Genomic DNA, 17,022 nt, shown 5'->3' with positions numbered 1-17,022 from the left:
GCTCCATCATTCTTATTCGGCTGACTCCACAGCTGTAATCATCCGCACGACATCCACCGTCTCAGCCACATCATGGACCCGCAGGATCTTTGCCCCTTTGGACATTGCCAGAGCGGCAAGAGCCAGTCCGCCATACAGCCGCTCGCCGACGGGGCGACTCAATGCCTGACCTATCATGCTCTTTCGTGAAACTCCGACCAGCAGAGGTCGACCAAGGGCATGCAGGGCATCCATATGCTTGAACAGGCTCAAGTTGTGCTGCAGGGTCTTCGCGAAGCCAAAACCCGGATCCAGAATGATCCGTTCCGATCCGATACCCACTGCTGCACACTGAGCCATACGGTCAGCCAGGAATTCCCCCACTTCTTTGGTTACATCCCGATACTGCGGATTGTCCTGCATATCGCCAGGCTCACCGAGCATATGCATAAGGCAGACCGGTAAACCTGTAGCTGCTGCAGCATCCAGCGCACCATCCCGCCGCAACGAGCGGACATCATTGATCAATCCCGCACCTAGACGCGCAGTTTCACGCATGACCGCAGGCGTGGATGTATCGACCGAAATAATGACATCCAGTTCACGATGGATGCGTTCGACGATAGGTGCTACCCGCTCAAGCTCTTCAAGCGGCGATACTGCCCGTGCACCAGGACGAGTGGACTCGCCCCCCACATCGATGAGCGTCGCGCCCGCCAGCACCATACCTTCGGCATGGCGCAAGGCAGCATCAAGCTGACTGAAACGGCCACCATCGGAGAAGGAGTCGGGAGTTACATTAAGAATGCCCATGACATGTGTATGGGCCAAATCAAGAACCCGGTTGCCGCAAGGCAACCGGGTCGAGGACGACATAGAAGTCATTTCAAACCTTAGTGGTCAGCAGCCGGACCGCCGATCGGTGTCTCTGGACGTTCGTTCTGCACCACCGGAGGCGTGGTACCCGAGCCGCCCTCCCAGTCGCGAGGCTCGCGAGGGGTACGACCAGCCATGATGTCGTCGATCTGCTCGGCATCGATGGTTTCATACTTCATCAAGGCATCGGCCATCGCATCCAGCTTGTCGCGGTTATCCGTGAGGATCTGCTTGGCGGTGCCATAGCACTGGTCGATGATGCTACGAACTTCGGAGTCGATCAGCTTGGCGGTTTCCGCAGACAGGCTTGCATGCTGGCTGCCAGCACTGCGTCCCAGAAAGACCTCGCCCTCTTCTTCGGCGTACATCAACGGACCCAGTTTTTCGGAAAGCCCCCATTTGGTCACCATGTTCCGCGCAATCTGGCTCGCGCGCATGATGTCGTTGGAAGCACCGGTAGTTACACCATCGAAGCCCAATGTCATTTCTTCAGCGATACGACCGCCGTAGAGCGAGCAGATCTGACTGATCAGCGCACGCTTGGACAAGCTGTAGCGATCCTCTTCCGGCAGGAACATGGTTACACCCAGAGCCCGACCACGCGGGATGATCGAAACCTTGTAGACCGGATCGTGCTCAGGCACTACGCGACCGACAATGGCGTGACCCGCTTCGTGATAAGCCGTGTTCTGCTTTTCCTTCTCGGACATGACCATGGATTTGCGCTCCGCGCCCATCATGATCTTGTCTTTTGCCAGCTCGAACTCTTTCATCTCGACGATACGCTTGCCGCTACGAGCAGCGAAAAGCGACGCCTCGTTCACCAGGTTGGCCAGGTCGGCACCAGAGAAGCCGGGCGTACCACGGGCAATCACGGCCGGGGCGACATCTTCACCCATTGGCACTTTACGCATGTGAACTTTCAGAATCTGCTCGCGGCCACGGATATCCGGCAAACCAACCACAACCTGACGGTCGAAGCGACCAGGACGCAGCAGCGCTGGGTCCAGCACATCAGGACGGTTGGTGGCGGCAATAACAATGATGCCGTCGTTCATTTCAAAGCCATCCATCTCTACCAGCAGCTGGTTGAGTGTCTGTTCACGCTCATCATGACCACCCCCCATGCCGGCACCACGATGGCGTCCAACGGCATCGATCTCGTCGATGAAGATGATGCACGGGGCATGTTTCTTGGCCTGCTCGAACATATCGCGAACGCGGCTGGCACCCACCCCAACGAACATTTCGACGAAGTCGGAACCGGAAATGGTGAAGAACGGAACCTTGGCTTCACCGGCGATGGCCTTGGCCAGCAAGGTCTTACCGGTACCCGGCGGGCCAACCATCAACACGCCGCGAGGAATACGTCCACCCAGGCGCTGGAATTTGCCCGGATCGCGGAGAAACTCAACCAGTTCACCCACTTCTTCCTTGGCCTCGTCGCAACCCGCGACATCCGCCAATGTGGTCTTCACTTGATCTTCGGACAACAGGCGCGCCTTGCTCTTGCCGAAGCTCATCGGCCCGCCCTTGCCACCAGCACCACCCTGCATCTGCCGCATGAAGAACATGAAGACGGCGATGATCACCAGGATCGGGAAGCTAGCGACCAGCAGTTGGGTCCAGATGCTTTGCTGCTCAGGCTGCTTGCCTTCGACGACCACGTGGTTATCCACCAGGTCACCAATCAGGCCGTTGTCCTGAATCGCAGGACGAATGGTCTTGAAGCTATCGCCATCGTTGCGCTTGCCGGTAATCACATAACCATCAACGGCTACGCGCTCGACCTTGCCATCCTTAACTTGCTGGATAAAGTCGGAATAGTTGAGGGTCTGCGGCTCGTTAGGGCTGGAGAAGTTGTTCATCACCGTCACCAGGACAGCCGCGATGATCAACCACAGGATCAGATTCTTTGCCATATCGTTCAATTAACTACCCTCTGAAGCAAGCTCCGCTGCTGGCGCGCGCTTCGCATGATATTCACCGACCTAACTTACTACATTACCTACAGCTCTGGCAGGCGCCGTCTGTAACCCTTTGTGAAACCCAGGTTACACAATATTCGCTTAAGCCCCCGGGGCGAAATACGAAAAAACTATCAACCCGGTCAAAAACAACCTTTACTCGATACGCCCGCGAAAGCCACGTCCCAGCAGATACTGCTCGCGAGAACGATCACGGGAAGAACTCGGTTTGCGCATCACCACCTTGTCGAACATCTTGCGAACGTTCTTGTGGTATTCGTCGAAACCTTCTCCCTGGAAAATCTTTATCAGGAAGTCGCCACCGGGACGCAGAACCCGCCCCGCCAAATCAAGTGCCAACTCGCACAGAAACATCGCCCGCGGCATATCTACGGCAGGCGTACCACTCATATTGGGGGCCATATCGGAAATCACAAGGTCCACCTGGGAATTTCCGACCGCCTCAAGGATTTGAGCCAACACTGCATCTTCGGTGAAGTCGCCCTGAATGAAGGTGACATCAGGGATGCTATCCATTTCCAGAATGTCGGAAGCGATCAGTCGCCCCTGCCCGCCGATCAGACGACTGGTCACCTGCGACCAGCCCCCTGGCGCCGCGCCCAGATCGATAACACTCATTCCAGGACGGATCAGGCGATCCTTTTCCTGGATTTCCAACAGCTTGTAGCTGGCACGCGAACGGTACCCATCTTTTTGCGCCATTTTGACGAATGGGTCGTTGAAGTGCTCTTTCAGCCAGTTATGGCTTGTCTTGGAACGGGCCACGGGCCACCTCAAAAAATAAAACGGGTCGTGATTAAGTGGGCGGTCCCGGACGCGCTCGGGTAAACTGGCCGCCGCTTTTTAAAAGATCAGACGCAGGGGTCAGATTATGCCGCTCACTCAAGAGCAGAAGAAACAGTACAAATCCATTGGCCACCATCTGAAACCAGTATTGACTGTGGCTGACAACGGTTTGACCGAAGGTGTGTTGGCCGAACTTGAACGCGCCTTGAGCGATCATGAGCTGATCAAGATCAAGCTCAACATCCTCGAACGCGAGTCCCGCCTGGAAGCCATTGCAGAACTGTGCAAGGCCGGCAAAGCGGATCTGGTGCAGGTCATCGGCAAAATGGCGCTGATTTATCGCAAGAACGCCAAGGTAAACAAGCAACTGTCCAACGTCCATCGCTTCCACTGACGTCGACAGGGGTCAAGGGCGTGCTTCGCGCGCCCTGCCACTCCACCCAGGCACCGGCTGCAATACCAGCACCAGACCGGAAAAAGCCAAGACAAGATAGCTGAACAGCTGCCAGCGCTCGACATCCGACAGCCCGAAGCGCACCACGAAATACATCGTGCACGCACAAAACGCCACCAACAGCAGCTGCCCTCGCATATCCCGCCACAGGCTCACCAGCCCTTCAGCACGTACCAATACCAGCATCTGAAGAACAATGCATACCGCTGAAAAACCAACCAGCAGCGCACTCAGCACATTACCGATCTCTTCGATCAGCAGCGGCGCCAGGCCAATCTGGCCCAGCACCGGCAACAAGCCGACATGCAACAACCACACACCACCGACCCACAACATCTGAGTCAGTTGCCAAAGCATGGCGCCCGCATTCAGCAGGCGCCCTCGTTCAGACGTGGCGGACTTCGACAATCTCATACTCGATCACGCCGCTAGGCGTTTTAACGGCAACCACATCACCCTCTTCCTTAGCGATCAAGGCACGGGCAATGGGCGAACCTACAGAGATCTTTCCGAGCTTGATATCAGCCTCATCCTCACCAACGATCTGGTAAGTGACGCTCTCATCGGTTTCGACGTTGGCGATTTCGACGGTAGTGCCGAAAATCACCTTGCCTGTATGAGGAATGCTCGTCACATCGATGACAACCGAGTTTTGCAGGCGACCTTCAATATCACGGATGCGCGCTTCAACCATTCCCTGCTCCTCGCGGGCAGCATGGTATTCAGCGTTTTCCTTGAGGTCACCGAGCTCTCGAGCCTCACCGATGGCCTGGCTCAAGCGTGGCCGCTCGACCTTGCTTAGGAACGTCAACTCTTCTTCCAGGGCCTTGGAGCCCTGGACGGTCATTGGGTATTTATTCATGCCTTCAATCCTGCATGTAGATCCTGCAAGCGACGCACGGTCTTTTCCGGACCGAACTTGAGCGCTTCACAGATGGCCTCGCCCGCAGCAATGGTGGTGGTGCAGTAGATCTTGTGCTGCAAGGCGTTACGACGAATGGAATAAGAGTCAGCGATCGACTGACGACCTTCGGTGGTGTTGATGATCAGCGTGACTTCGTCATTCTTGATCATGTCGACCACGTGCGGACGACCTTCAGTCACCTTGTTCACACGGCGCACCTTCAGGCCTGCCGCCTCGATCAGCTTGGCAGTACCGGCAGTGGCGACCACTTCGAAGCCCAAGTTGATCAGATCACGAGCCACGCCCGCAACCAGCGGCTTGTCGTCGTCACGCACGCTGATGAACGCGGTACCACCAGTCGGCAGCACTTCGCTAGCGCCCATCTGGGCCTTGGCGAAGGCTTCACCGAAGGTGTCACCGACACCCATCACTTCGCCGGTCGACTTCATCTCCGGGCCGAGGATCGGATCGACACCCGGGAATTTGGCGAACGGGAACACTGCTTCCTTGACGCTGTAGAAGTTAGGAATGATTTCCTTGGTGAAGCCCAGCTCTTTCAGGGTCTTACCCGCCATGACGCGCGCGGCGATCATCGCCAGGGAGACACCGATGCACTTGGAAACGAACGGCACGGTACGGGAAGCACGCGGGTTCACTTCGATGACGTAGATCTGCTCACCCTGCAGGGCCAGCTGCACGTTCATCAGGCCGACCACACCCAGCTCCAAGGCCATCTTCTTGACCTGTTCGCGCATCTCGTCCTGGATGTGCGCAGGCAGCGAGTACGGCGGCAGCGAGCAAGCGGAGTCACCGGAGTGCACGCCAGCCTGTTCAATGTGCTGCATGATCGCGCCGATCACCACATCCTTGCCGTCGCAGACCGCGTCCACGTCCATCTCGATGGCGCAGTTGAGGAAGTGGTCCAGCAGCACCGGACTGTCGTTGGACACTTGCACCGCTTCACGCAGGTAGCGCTTGAGTTCTTCTTCTTCGTAAACGATTTCCATCGCCCGGCCGCCCAGTACATAGGACGGACGCACCACCAGCGGGTAGCCGATCTTGGCCGCGGCACGAATCGCTTCGTCTTCGCTGCGCACGGTGGCGTTTGGCGGCTGACGCAGGTTCAGGCGCTCGACCATCTGCTGGAAGCGTTCGCGGTCTTCGGCACGGTCGATGGCGTCAGGGCTGGTACCGATGATCGGCACGCCGGCCGCTTCCAGGGCACGCGCCAGTTTCAGCGGAGTCTGGCCGCCGTACTGGACAATCACGCCTTTTGGCTTCTCGACGCGGACGATTTCCAGTACGTCTTCCAGGGTCACCGGCTCGAAGTACAGGCGATCGGAGGTGTCGTAGTCAGTGGAAACGGTTTCCGGGTTGCAGTTGACCATGATGGTTTCGTAACCATCGTCACGCAGCGCCAGTGCCGCGTGCACGCAGCAGTAGTCGAACTCGATGCCCTGGCCGATACGGTTCGGACCGCCACCCAGGATCATGATCTTGTCGCGACCCGAAGGTGCAGCCTCGCACTCTTCCTCATAGGTCGAGTACAGGTAGGCGGTATCGGTGGCGAACTCGGCCGCGCAGGTGTCGACGCGCTTGTAGACCGGGAACACTTCCAGCTTGTGGCGGTGGGTACGCAGGTTCTTCTCGGTCACGCCCAGCAGCTTGGCCAGACGCTGGTCGGAGAAGCCTTTACGCTTGAGGCGGAACATCAGGTCGCGGTCGATGGCCGACAGCCCCAGAGTCTTGACCTTCTCCTCTTCCTTGATCAGATCTTCGATCTGTACCAGGAACCAAGGGTCGATCATGTTCATGCCGAAGATCTGCTCGACGGTCATACCGGCACGGAAGGCATCAGCCACGTACCAGATACGCTCGGCGCCCGGCACGGTCAGTTCGCGCTTAAGCACGTTCATGCTTTCCGGGTTGCTCAGGTCGAGCTTCGGATCCAGACCGCAGACACCCACTTCCAGGCCGCGCAGCGCTTTCTGCAGGGACTCCTGGAAGGTCCGGCCGATGGCCATCACCTCACCCACCGACTTCATCTGGGTAGTCAGGCGGGCGTCAGCCTTGGCGAACTTCTCGAAGGCGAAGCGTGGCAGCTTGGTCACGACGTAGTCGATGGACGGCTCGAAGGACGCCGGGGTCTTGCCGCCGGTGATGTCGTTCGACAGCTCGTCCAGGGTGTAACCCACGGCCAGCTTGGCGGCGACCTTGGCGATCGGGAAGCCGGTGGCTTTCGAAGCCAGGGCCGAAGAACGGGATACCCGCGGGTTCATCTCGATCACCACCATACGGCCAGTGTTCGGGCAGATGCCGAACTGGACGTTGGAGCCACCGGTTTCCACGCCGATCTCACGCAGTACCGCCAGGGAGGCGTTGCGCAGGATCTGGTATTCCTTGTCGGTCAGGGTTTGCGCAGGAGCCACGGTGATCGAGTCACCGGTGTGCACGCCCATCGGGTCGAAGTTTTCGATCGAGCAAACGATGATGCAGTTGTCCTTCTTATCGCGGACCACCTCCATCTCGTACTCTTTCCAGCCGATCAGCGATTCGTCGATCAGCAGTTCCTTGGTCGGCGACAGGTCCAGGCCACGGGCGCAGATCTCTTCGAACTCTTCACGGTTGTAGGCGATGCCACCACCGGTGCCGCCCATGGTGAAGGACGGGCGGATGATGCACGGGAAGCCCAGCTTCTCGAGGACCGCATTGGCCTCGTCCATGCTGTGGGCGATACCGGAGCGCGGGCACTCCAGGCCGATCGCCTTCATCGCGGTGTCGAAGCGCGAACGGTCTTCGGCCTTGTCGATGGTGTCGGCATTGGCGCCGATCATTTCCACGCCGAACTTCTCCAGAACGCCTTCGCGCTCCAGGTCCAGGGCGCAGTTCAACGCAGTCTGGCCACCCATGGTCGGCAGCAGAGCGTCCGGACGTTCTTTCTCGATGATCTTGGCAACGGTCTGCCACTTGATCGGCTCGATGTAGGTGGCGTCGGCCATGGCCGGGTCGGTCATGATGGTCGCCGGGTTCGAGTTCACCAGGATGACCCGGTAACCCTCTTCGCGCAGGGCCTTGCAGGCCTGGGCGCCGGAGTAGTCGAATTCGCAGGCCTGGCCGATCACGATCGGGCCAGCGCCGAGAATCAGGATGCTTTTAATGTCTGTACGTTTTGGCATGGGTTGTCACTCAAATCCGCAGGTCAGTCGGCAAGCCGTCTTGATCAAATCTCTGAAGCGCTGAAGGGGCCGCCGAGGCCGGGGCCACCTTCAGGGGCGAGCACTCAGCGTCGCTTGGCCATCTCGTTGATGAAACGATCGAACAGCGGCGCCACATCGTTCGGGCCCGGGCTCGCTTCAGGGTGGCCCTGGAAGCTGAATGCGCTCTTGTCGGTACGTTCGATGCCTTGCAGGGTACCGTCGAACAGCGATTTGTGGATCGCCCGCACGTTGCCTGGCAGGGTGGCTTCGTCCACCGCAAAACCGTGGTTCTGGCTGGTGATCATCACTACACCGCTGTCCAGGTCCTGGACCGGGTGGTTGGCACCGTGGTGGCCGTGGCCCATCTTCACCGTCTTGGCGCCGGAGGCCAGTGCCAGCAGTTGGTGGCCCAGGCAGATACCGAAGACCGGGATCTCGGTTTCCAGCACGTCCTTGATCGCCTGGATGGCGTAATCGCAAGGCTCGGGGTCGCCAGGGCCGTTGGACAGGAACACGCCATCAGGCTTGAGTGCCAGGACGTCGCTGGCCGGAGTTTGCGCAGGCACTACGGTCACGCGGCAACCGCGCTCGACCAGCATGCGCAGGATGTTCAGCTTGACGCCGTAGTCGTAGGCAACCACGTGGTACGGCAGCTCGGAAGCCTCGATGGTCGGATGACTGTCGGTCTTCAGGCTCCAGACGCTGGAGCGCCACTCGTAGCTTTCCTTGGTGCTGACGACCTTCGCCAGATCCATGCCTTTCAGGCCAGGGAAGCCGCGCGCTGCGGCAATCGCCGCTTCGTCGGAGATATTGTCACCGGCCATGATGCAGCCGTTCTGCGCGCCTTTCTCGCGCAGGATGCGCGTCAGGCGACGGGTGTCGATACCGGCGATCGCCACAACATTGTTGGCTTTCAGGTAATCGGACAGGGACAGGGTGTTACGCCAGTTGCTCGCAACCAGTGGCAGGTCGCGAATCACCAGACCGGCCGACCAGACACGATCGGACTCGGCGTCTTCCGGCGTGGTGCCGGTATTGCCGATATGCGGGTAAGTCAGGGTAACGATCTGTTGGGCGTAGGAAGGATCGGTAAGGATTTCCTGATAGCCGGTCATTGCGGTGTTAAACACCACCTCACCAACGGTTTGACCGTCGGCTCCAATGGCTTCGCCGCGAAAAATGCTGCCATCAGCAAGGGCGAGTATGGCTGGCTTAGTCAAGAAGACCTCCCGTAAATAAAGCCTGAAAGGGCGATCGCAGGTTGTAAAAAAGCGGAGTGACGTATGGACACGTCACCCCGCTTCTTCACTGAATTATTCTGCGCGCTTTTAGTGGACACACTAAAGCTGTAGCTTACAGAAAAAGGCTTTTTTGGTCCACCGCTAAAGAGCCTTAAAGGCAGAGGAATGCGACAGAACATCGCTTAGCGGGGTAAAACAGGGCTCAAGCGCGAAGCCTGGCCCTGTTTTGGATGCATCTCAACGCAGATCCAGCACATCCTGCATGTCATAAAGACCCGCCGGACGACCGTCCAGCCACAACGCAGCACGTACTGCACCCTTGGCGAAAGTCATGCGACTGGAAGCCTTATGGGTAATCTCCAGACGCTCGCCCTCAGCAGCGAACAACACCGTGTGATCGCCCACCACATCACCACCCCGGACCGTGGCGAAACCAATGGTTTCACGCTCACGAGCGCCGGTATGGCCTTCACGGCCATACACCGCGACCTTCTGCAGATCACGCCCCAGCGCATCGGCAACCACCTCGCCCATGCGCAGAGCAGTTCCCGAAGGCGCGTCGATCTTGTGCCGGTGATGCGCCTCGATGATTTCGATGTCTGCATCATCGCCCAGCACACGGGCTGCCATGTCGAGCAGCTTCAGCGACAGATTGACGCCAACGCTGAAGTTGGCGGCGAACACGATCGGAATATCCTTGCCTGCCTCGGCCAGCACCTGCTTTTCCTTGGCGCCCAAGCCCGTGGTACCGATCACCATGGCCTTGCCCGCCTTGCGGCAGAACGCCAGGTTCTTCAGCATCACTTCCGGCAGCGTGAAATCGATCAACACATCGAATTCATCGGCAACCTTTTCCAGGCTGTCGGACATCGGCACACCGATGCGCCCCAGCGATGCCAGCTCGCCAGCATCGGCACCGACCAACGAACTGCCAGGCCGCACGATCGCCGCGGTAAGCCCGGATAGCGGCGAGCGCTGTTGCACGGCCTCCACCAGGTTCTTACCCATGCGCCCTGCGGCGCCCATCACAGCTATACGTCGCATGCTTCGCTCCTTACAGGTCGCCGAAGAAGCGCTTCACGCCTTCGAACCAGCCAGTGGTTTTCGGCGAGTGGGTATTGTCGTCCGCCAGGGAACCACGCAACTCTTCGAGCAATTCACGCTGACGACGACTCAGGTTCACCGGCGTTTCCACCGCAACCCGGCACATCAAGTCGCCAGCACCGCCGCCACGCACCGGAGCCACACCCTTGCCACGCACACGGAACTGCTTGCCGGTCTGGGTGCCCTCAGGGATCTTCAGCTTGACCCGGCCATCCAGCGTCGGGATTTCCAGCTCGCCGCCCAGCGCCGCATCAACGAAGCTGATAGGCACTTCACAGAACAGGTGCTTGCCGTCGCGCTGGAAGATCGAGTGCTCACGCACATTGATCACCACATACAGGTCGCCCGTAGGGCCGCCCTGGGTTCCCGCCTCTCCTTCGCCGGACAGACGAATGCGGTCGCCGGTATCGACGCCCGCCGGCACCTTAACCGACAGCGTCTTGTACTCTTCGACGCGACCTTCGCCATGACAGGAATCGCACGGATCGGAAATGATCTTGCCCTGGCCATGGCAACGCGGGCAGGTCTGCTGCACCGAGAAGAAGCCCTGTTGCATGCGCACCTGGCCGATACCGCCACAGGTCGGACAGGTCACAGGCGAGGAGCCTTTCTTGGCGCCCGAGCCATCGCAAGGCTTGCAGTTGACCAGCGTCGGAACGCGGATATTCACGGTGGTGCCGCGCACCGCCTCTTCCAGGTTCAGCTCCAGGGTGTAGCGCAAGTCGCTGCCACGCTGAGCCCCGCCACGGGAGCCGCCACGACCGCCACCAAAGAAATCACTGAAGACATCGCCAAAGATGTCGGAGAAGTTCTGGCCACCGAAGCCGGCACCACCACCGCCCATGCTCGGATCGACACCGGCGTGACCGTACTGGTCATAAGCCGCGCGCTTGCTCGAGTCAGACAATACTTCGTAGGCCTCGTTGGCCTCCTTGAACATATCTTCCGACGCTTTGTCGCCGGGATTACGGTCCGGGTGATGCTTCATCGCCAGGCGGCGGTAAGCCTTTTTCAGGTCGGCTTCGCTCGAGCCTCGCTCCACACCCAATACTTCGTAATAGTCACGCTTTGCCATAAGTCTTCACACTCTTAAGGACGTTCGACAATGCTCTCCTGAGCCTCGCCAAACTCGTTGAGCCCCAATACAGGCCCGGACCCAACTCACGTCAATTCAACGATCCTGGTCTTGGATAGACGGCCAACAGACTGGCCGACAACTGCGGTAATCCCGAACGGAAAGCAGGAGCATTTCCGACCGTACCGCCAGCGCGCGAAAAGAGCCGCACGCCGTAAAAAATTCGCTTGCTCCAGACACGCCAACGCGGGAGCAAGCTCCCGCGCGGCGACATCCTACCAGTCACCGCACAAAGGCAGTCAACCGGCCGACCAACAAGCAGTCTTACTTGTGGTCTTTTACTTCTTCGAACTCAGCGTCGACGACGTCGTCGGCCTTCTCGGCCGATTCACCCTGCGAAGCTGCGCCTTCTGCCGGCTGAGCCTGCTCGGCGTACATCTTCTGAGCGACCGGAGCCGACACTTTCGACAGCTCTTCGACCTTCGCGTCGATGGCAGCCTTGTCGTCGCCTTTGATAGCGGCTTCAAGGGCAACCACGGCAGCTTCGATCGCAGCCTTCTCTTCAGCAGTCACTTTGTCGCCCGCATCAGCGATCATCTTGCGAGTCGAGTGAACCAGGGCATCGCCTTGGTTGCGCGCGCTGGCCAGCTCTTCGAACTTGCGGTCTTCTTCAGCATTGACTTCAGCATCACGAACCATCTGCTGAATTTCTTCCTCGGACAGACCGGAGTTGGCCTTGATCACGATCGACTGGGTCTTGCCGGTCGCCTTGTCTTTCGCACCTACGTGCAGGATGCCGTTGGCGTCGATGTCGAAGGTCACTTCGATTTGCGGCACGCCACGTGGAGCTGGTGGAATCTCGGCCAGGTCGAACTTGCCCAGGGACTTGTTCTGCGCGGCTTGCTTACGCTCGCCCTGCAGCACGTGAATGGTCACTGCGCCCTGGTTGTCGTCGGCAGTCGAGAACACTTGCGATTTCTTGGTAGGAATCGTGGTGTTTTTCTCGATCAGCGCGGTCATCACGCCGCCCATGGTTTCGATACCCAGGGTCAGCGGGCTGACGTCCAGCAGCAGTACGTCTTTCACGTCACCGGCCAGTACCGCGCCCTGGATGGCAGCACCCATGGCAACGGCTTCGTCCGGGTTCACGTCCTTGCGTGCTTCTTTACCGAAGAAATCGGTGACCAGCTTCTGCACCAACGGCATGCGGGTCTGACCGCCGACCAGGATCACGTCGTCGATCTTGCTGACGTCGATACCGGCGTCTTTCATGGCGATGCGGCAAGGCTCGATGGTGCGCTGAACCAGGTCTTCGACCAGCGACTCCAGCTTGGCGCGGGAGATCTTCACGTTCAGGTGCTTAGGACCAGTGGCGTCTGCAGTGATGTACGGCAGGTTGACGTCGGTCTGCTGGCTCGAGGACAGCTCGATCTTGGCTTTTTCAGCGGCCTCTTTCAGGCGCTGCATGGCCAGCGGGTCACCCTTGAGGTTCATGCCGCTTTCTTTCTTGAACTCGTCCACGAGGTAGTCGATCAGACGGATGTCGAAGTCTTCACCACCGAGGAAGGTGTCACCGTTGGTTGCCAGTACTTCGAACTGGTGCTCGCCATCGACTTCAGCGATTTCGATCACGGATACGTCGAAGGTACCGCCACCCAGGTCATAAACGATCACGGTGTGATCGCCCTTGGCCTTGTCCATGCCGTAAGCCAGAGCGGCCGCGGTCGGTTCGTTGATGATACGTTTTACGTCCAGACCCGCGATGCGGCCGGCGTCTTTGGTCGCCTGGCGCTGGCTGTCGTTGAAGTAGGCCGGAACGGTGATCACCGCTTCGGTCACAGCCTCGCCGAGGTAGTCTTCGGCGGTCTTCTTCATTTTCTTGAGGATTTCAGCCGAGATCTGTGGCGGAGCCATTTTCTGGCCGTTCACTTCAACCCAGGCGTCGTTGTTGTCAGCCTTGACGATCTTGTAAGGGACCATCTGGATGTCTTTCTGTACTACTTCTTCGTCGAAACGGCGACCGATAAGACGCTTCACCGCGTACAGGGTGTTGTGCGGGTTGGTCACGGCCTGACGCTTGGCCGACTGGCCAACCAGGATTTCGCCATCATTGGCGTAAGCGATGATGGACGGCGTGGTACGCGCGCCTTCAGCGTTTTCGATAACTTTTACGTTGCCGTTTTCAAGAATGGAGACGCAGGAGTTGGTAGTCCCCAGGTCGATACCGATAATTTTGCCCATGTTAACTCTCCCGAAACTTTAGATTTTGTTGCCGCAGCAGTGGTGGCCGACTGCGGTAGCACTTAAACGCTTGACCTATAAATGGGGGCCCTGCGCGCGATTTCAAGCCTTCTCGTCAATCGAAGGCGAAACCGGTGCGGGTGCCTTGCTGACCACGACCATGGCCGGGCGCAGCAGGCGACCGTTGAGCTGATAGCCCTTCTGGAACACCTTGAGAACGCTGTTCGGCTCGACGTCGGCACTTTCCTGCATGGCCATCGCCTGGTGCTGTTCAGCGTTGAACGGTTCGCCATGCGGATCGATCGCTTCCAGCTGATAACGCTTCAGGGTGTCCTGGAACATCTTCAGGGTCAGTTCGATACCTTCACGCATCGGGCGAATGCTTTCGTCGTCCGGGCTGGACAACTCAAGACCGCGCTCGAGACTGTCGATCACTGGCAGCAGGTCGCCAGCAAAACGCTCGAGGGCGAATTTGTGAGCTTTTTCTACGTCCTGCTCGGCACGGCGGCGGACGTTCTGCAGATCGGCCGCAACACGCAATGCCTGATCCTGAGCGCCAGCCAACTGCTCTTCGAGCACTTGCACACGAGCCGCCAGATCTTCGCCCGAGGCCTCGGGGGCCTGATTGGCGTCGAGATTTTGCGTATCCAGCGTCTGTTCGTCAGCCATAAAATTCTCCTTTCAATATCGTCCGCGAGCTCAACTCACGCTTCTGCCCCGGTATATGGGGTCGCATTTTCCAGGTTCAAGGGCCGCGCCCTCGGCAAAAATCATTGGACGGCCCCAAACGCCGGTCACCAATTATTCCCGCACACGATAAAAAAATCCGTCAAGCAAGCGAATCGAGCTAAGGGTGGGCATTGTCAGCCGAAAACAAAACACTGTATAAATAACCAGACCTAAAGCTTGGGAGCGGCCTTTATGCTGGTGCACCTGTCCGTACACAACTACGCCATCGTTGAGCATCTCGATCTGGAACTGGATCGCGGGATGAGCGTCATCACGGGTGAAACCGGCGCCGGCAAATCGATCATGCTCGACGCCCTGGGGCTGACCCTGGGTGATCGCGCCGACAGTGGCGTAGTCCGCCCAGGTGCCGACAAGGCCGACATTCTCGCCACCTTCGACCTGGAAGACATTCCCGAGGCCCGCACCTGGCTCGCCGAACGCGACCTGGACAACGACAGCCCATGCATCCTGCGCCGGGTCATCACCGCCGAAGGCCGTTCCCGTGGCTACATCAATGGCTCCCCGTGCCCGCTAGGCGACCTCAAGGCACTCGGCGAACTGCTGATCGACATCCACAGCCAGCATGAACACCAGTCGCTGCTGAAAACCGATACCCACCGCCGCCTGCTCGACGAATACGCTGGCGCCACCGACCTGGCTCGCCAGGTATCGCTGGCGGCCCAGCGCTGGCGCCAGACCCGCCAGGAATTGGAGCGTCTGTCCAACTCCGGGGACGAGCAGCGGGCGCGCCACCAGCTCCTCAGCTATCAGCTGGAGGAACTGGAAAACCTGGCCCTGGGTGAAAACGAACTCGAGCAACTGGAACTCGAACACAAGAACCTGACCAATGCCGAAAGCCTGCTGGGCATCTGCCGGCAGGTCGTCGAGCATTGCAGCGAAAGTGATTCGGGCAACGTCCTCAGCGCCCTCACAGCGAGCCTCAATCGCCTGTCGAGCATCGGCAACACCTCCGGCGCCCTGGCGGAAGCCACCAACCTGCTGGCCAGCGCGCAAATCCAGGTCGAAGAAGCCGTCGGCGAACTGAATCGCTTCGTCGACCATTTCGATGCGGACCCGGCGCGCCTGCAACAACTGGAGGAGCGGCTGGACGCCATCTATACCCTGGCCCGCAAACACCGGATCCAGCCCACCGAGGTGGCAGCCATGCAGCAGAAACTGCTGGAGGAAATCGAAACTCTGGATGCCAATGACGAATCCATTGAGCGCCTGGGCGATGAGCTGAAATCCTATGCCCGGCACTATCACGAAAAAGCCAGGGAGCTGAGCGAGCTGCGCCAGCAGGCCGCAACCAGCCTGGCCAGCGCCGTCGAACAGGAAATCCAGCGCCTGGGCATGCCTGGCGGCCGCTTCACCATCGAACTGCACGCCAACAGCGGCGATGAACTGCAGCCCAACGGCCTCGAGCAGGTCGAGCTGCTGGTCAGCGCCAACCCCGGCCAGCCGCTCAAGGCCCTGGCTAAAGTCGCATCCGGGGGCGAACTGTCGCGGATCAGCCTGGCAATCCAGGTGATTACCGCACAGACCTCTCGTGTCCCGACCCTGGTATTCGACGAAGTGGACGTCGGCATCGGCGGCCCGACCGCGGAGATCGTCGGCCAACTGCTACGTCGCCTCGGCGAGCGCGGCCAGGTATTGACGGTCACCCACTTGCCGCAGGTGGCAGCCCAGGGCCATCAACATCTTTTTGTGCACAAGGTGCGCGGCAGCGATGCGACTCACACCGCGGTTTCCAAACTGGGCAAGACCGAGCGGATCGAAGAGGTAGCGCGGATGCTGGGCGGCATCGACCTGACCAAGGAGTCGCTGGCCCACGCGAAAAAAATGGTGGTTACCGCCAAGGCTTGAGTCCCCGCCACTTTAATAAAGAGCAGAAAGCACGAAGGCGACCCCTGGGTCGCCTTCGATCGTTTCGCGGACAGCATCCGCGCGACATGCTTATTTCTTCGTGCGTACGTACAGCACCAAGTTGTGATCCACCAACTCGAAGCCATGCTTCTCGACAATCGCCTTCTGAAGCTTCTCGATTTCTTCGTCGAAGAATTCGATCACCTCACCGGAATCCACGTTGACCATGTGGTCGTGGTGACCGCCGTCAGCCAGTTCGAATACAGCATGACCGCCATCAAAGTTGTGGCGTACCACAAGGCCTGCTGCTTCAAACTGGGTCAGAACACGGTAAACCGTGGCCAGACCGACATCCTCGCCAGCTTCCATCAGCGCCTTGTAAACATCCTCGGCGCTCATGTGTCGCTGCTCGGCGGAATCGAGCATTTGTAGAATTTTGACCCGTGGCAGAGTCACTTTAAGGCCGGCTTTACGTAGTTCGCTATTTTCAACCATGGTCAGCTTTCTCGCGGATGCTGCTTCGCAGCTTCTCTTAATGCGGGTATGATCGGGGTTTACGTTGTCCCAGCCAAGATAGTGGAA

Annotated in this window: 14 protein-coding genes; 2 read left to right on the top strand and 12 right to left on the bottom strand. The window is 58.9% G+C overall.

What is annotated here, in order from left to right; translation table 11 throughout:
* Positions 1-12: 12 nt before the first annotated feature.
* The 3 genes from folP to rlmE form a co-directional block, all read right to left on the bottom strand.
* Positions 13-864, bottom strand: a complete 852-nt coding sequence (gene folP / locus C4K27_RS04130; protein ID WP_053259605.1) for a dihydropteroate synthase — start codon at positions 862-864, stop codon at positions 13-15.
* An 8-nt stretch (positions 865-872) separates the two neighbouring features.
* Positions 873-2,777, bottom strand: coding sequence for an ATP-dependent zinc metalloprotease FtsH (ftsH, locus tag C4K27_RS04125; protein WP_009046930.1), 1,905 nt, complete (start codon positions 2,775-2,777; stop codon positions 873-875).
* Positions 2,778-2,978: 201 nt separating this feature from the next.
* Positions 2,979-3,608 carry a 23S rRNA (uridine(2552)-2'-O)-methyltransferase RlmE gene (gene rlmE, locus C4K27_RS04120; RefSeq protein ID WP_007920869.1) on the bottom strand — a complete coding sequence of 210 codons (630 nt, stop codon included), beginning with the start codon at positions 3,606-3,608 and terminating at the stop codon, positions 2,979-2,981.
* A gap of 106 nt (positions 3,609-3,714) precedes the next feature.
* Between rlmE and C4K27_RS04115 the strand changes: the two genes are divergently transcribed.
* Entirely contained in the window at positions 3,715-4,023 is a 309-nt protein-coding gene (locus C4K27_RS04115; RefSeq protein WP_007920867.1) for a YhbY family RNA-binding protein, read from the top strand.
* 12 nt (positions 4,024-4,035) lie between these two features.
* On the opposite strand, the gene C4K27_RS04110 is transcribed toward C4K27_RS04115, so the two are convergent.
* The 8 genes from C4K27_RS04110 to grpE all read right to left on the bottom strand — a co-directional run bounded on the left by C4K27_RS04110 (position 4,036) and on the right by grpE (position 14,514).
* On the bottom strand, positions 4,036-4,440 hold the full coding sequence (locus C4K27_RS04110) for a hypothetical protein (RefSeq protein ID WP_053259604.1): 405 nt from the start codon (positions 4,438-4,440) through the stop codon (positions 4,036-4,038).
* Between the two features lie 28 nt (positions 4,441-4,468).
* Entirely contained in the window at positions 4,469-4,945 is a 477-nt protein-coding gene (greA, locus tag C4K27_RS04105; protein ID WP_007920862.1) for a transcription elongation factor GreA, read from the bottom strand.
* A complete protein-coding gene (carB, locus tag C4K27_RS04100; RefSeq protein WP_007920860.1) occupies positions 4,942-8,163 on the bottom strand; it encodes a carbamoyl-phosphate synthase large subunit in 3,222 nt (1,073 codons plus the stop codon). The genes greA and carB overlap by 4 nt, the downstream gene beginning before the upstream one ends.
* 104 nt (positions 8,164-8,267) lie before the next feature.
* Positions 8,268-9,404 (bottom strand): glutamine-hydrolyzing carbamoyl-phosphate synthase small subunit, encoded by a 1,137-nt coding sequence (gene carA, locus C4K27_RS04095; RefSeq protein WP_007920857.1) that lies wholly within the window; start codon positions 9,402-9,404, stop codon positions 8,268-8,270.
* 258 nt (positions 9,405-9,662) lie between these two features.
* On the bottom strand, positions 9,663-10,469 hold the full coding sequence (gene dapB, locus C4K27_RS04090) for a 4-hydroxy-tetrahydrodipicolinate reductase (protein WP_053259603.1): 807 nt from the start codon (positions 10,467-10,469) through the stop codon (positions 9,663-9,665).
* A 10-nt stretch (positions 10,470-10,479) separates the two neighbouring features.
* Positions 10,480-11,604 (bottom strand): molecular chaperone DnaJ, encoded by a 1,125-nt coding sequence (gene dnaJ / locus C4K27_RS04085; RefSeq protein WP_007920853.1) that lies wholly within the window; start codon positions 11,602-11,604, stop codon positions 10,480-10,482.
* A gap of 324 nt (positions 11,605-11,928) precedes the next feature.
* Positions 11,929-13,845 (bottom strand): molecular chaperone DnaK, encoded by a 1,917-nt coding sequence (dnaK, locus tag C4K27_RS04080; protein ID WP_007920851.1) that lies wholly within the window; start codon positions 13,843-13,845, stop codon positions 11,929-11,931.
* A gap of 102 nt (positions 13,846-13,947) precedes the next feature.
* Positions 13,948-14,514, bottom strand: a complete 567-nt coding sequence (gene grpE / locus C4K27_RS04075) for a nucleotide exchange factor GrpE (RefSeq protein ID WP_007920848.1) — start codon at positions 14,512-14,514, stop codon at positions 13,948-13,950.
* Positions 14,515-14,766: 252 nt separating this feature from the next.
* Here grpE and recN point away from each other — a divergent pair, with 252 nt between their 5' ends.
* The gene (gene recN / locus C4K27_RS04070; RefSeq protein WP_053259602.1) at positions 14,767-16,440 is read left to right on the top strand and encodes a DNA repair protein RecN; all 1,674 of its coding nucleotides are present in this window, start codon (positions 14,767-14,769) and stop codon (positions 16,438-16,440) included.
* A gap of 90 nt (positions 16,441-16,530) precedes the next feature.
* Here the strand turns inward: recN and fur are convergent, their stop codons facing one another.
* The gene (gene fur / locus C4K27_RS04065; protein ID WP_007920840.1) at positions 16,531-16,935 is read right to left on the bottom strand and encodes a ferric iron uptake transcriptional regulator; all 405 of its coding nucleotides are present in this window, start codon (positions 16,933-16,935) and stop codon (positions 16,531-16,533) included.
* Positions 16,936-17,022 lie beyond the last annotated feature (87 nt).

The organism is Pseudomonas chlororaphis subsp. chlororaphis, from assembly GCF_003945765.1.
Taxonomy (GTDB): Bacteria; Pseudomonadota; Gammaproteobacteria; order Pseudomonadales; family Pseudomonadaceae; genus Aquipseudomonas; species Aquipseudomonas chlororaphis.
This window is presented reverse-complemented; position numbering and strand designations above follow the sequence as displayed.